At 71.5% G+C, this 1,087-nt stretch carries 2 protein-coding genes; both read right to left on the bottom strand.

Going from position 1 to position 1,087, the window contains the following annotated elements; all coding sequences use genetic code 11:
• Nucleotides 1-377, bottom strand: a 377-nt coding sequence (locus GJV64_RS14720; protein WP_456238862.1) for a GHMP family kinase ATP-binding protein, incomplete at its 3' end; no start/stop codon positions are given.
• A gap of 53 nt (nt 378-430) precedes the next feature.
• Nucleotides 431-1,087: tetratricopeptide repeat protein (locus tag GJV64_RS14715; protein ID WP_164158234.1), on the bottom strand; the 657-nt coding region annotated here is incomplete at its 5' end.

The raw sequence follows: 1,087 nt of genomic DNA, 5'->3' as shown, positions 1-1,087 counted from the left end.
AGCTGCGCCAACGGCCAGTCGAGCCCCCACAACCGGTTGAGCAGCCGCAGCGCGGCGGCCGCATCGGCCGACCCGCCACCCAGGCCCGCAGCGACGGGGATGCGCTTTTCCAGCACCAGGCTGGCGCCCGCCGTAACGCCGGCCGCCGTCGCCAGCGCGCGCGCCGCCTTCAGCACCAGATTGTCATCCCCCACGTCGGCAGCCGCCGACGTTGGCCCAATGAGACTGAGGCTCAGTCCCTCGGCGGGGCTGGCGCGCAGCGTGTCGCCGAACTCGGTAAAGGCGAAGACGCTTTCAAGGTCATGATAACCGTCTGCCCGCCGGCGCCTGAGGTGCAGCGCCAGGTTGATCTTGGCCGGGGCGGATTCAAGAAGCATGGGACTGAGCCTGTGGCGCGGCGCCCGCGCCTGATCAAGTCTGCCTGCTGGCCTCAGCGCTGGGCGAGCATGGCGGGCGCCGCATCCAGCCCGTAATCGAGCCGGGCCTGCAGGCGACGCTGGAGGGCCGCGTCGCCGCCCAGGCCCAGCGCCTGACGCCAACGAAAGCGCGCCTCGATGCGGCGGCCCTGCTGCCACAGGGCATCGCCAAGATGGCTGATGATCGTCGGCTCCAGCGGCTCCAGCGTCACCGCGCGCTCCAGCGTGTCGACCGCGCGGTCCACCTCGCCGGCGTTAAGCTGCATCCACCCAAGCGAATCGACGATGCCGCCATCGCCGGGGCGCAGCGCCGCCGCCCGCGCTATCAGGCGGCGCGCTTCCGGCAGCTGTTCACCGCGTTCAAGCAGGCTGTAGCCCAGATAATTGAGCACACCGGGTTCCTCGGGCGACAGCACCAGCGCCGCCTTCAGATCGGCCTCGGCGCCCGGCCAGTCGCCGGCCCGGTCACGCATCATGGCGCGCATGAAGTGCAGGTTCCACGCCGACGCGCCCAACGCCGCACCGTGCCGGCTGATGGCGGCATCATAGGCCGCCGCTGCCGCTGCAAAACGCTCACCACGCCGGTGCCAGGCGGCGAGATTCTGCCAGTCGCCCACCGTGGCGCCGGGGGCGGCCGTAGCCGCCTGCAACAGCGCGCCGGCCGCATCATC

This window comes from Sandarakinorhabdus rubra, assembly GCF_010994245.1.
GTDB lineage: Bacteria > Pseudomonadota > Alphaproteobacteria > Sphingomonadales > Sphingomonadaceae > Sandarakinorhabdus > Sandarakinorhabdus rubra.
The sequence above is the reverse complement of the archived record's forward strand: the minus strand, read 5'-3'. Positions and strand labels throughout refer to the sequence as shown.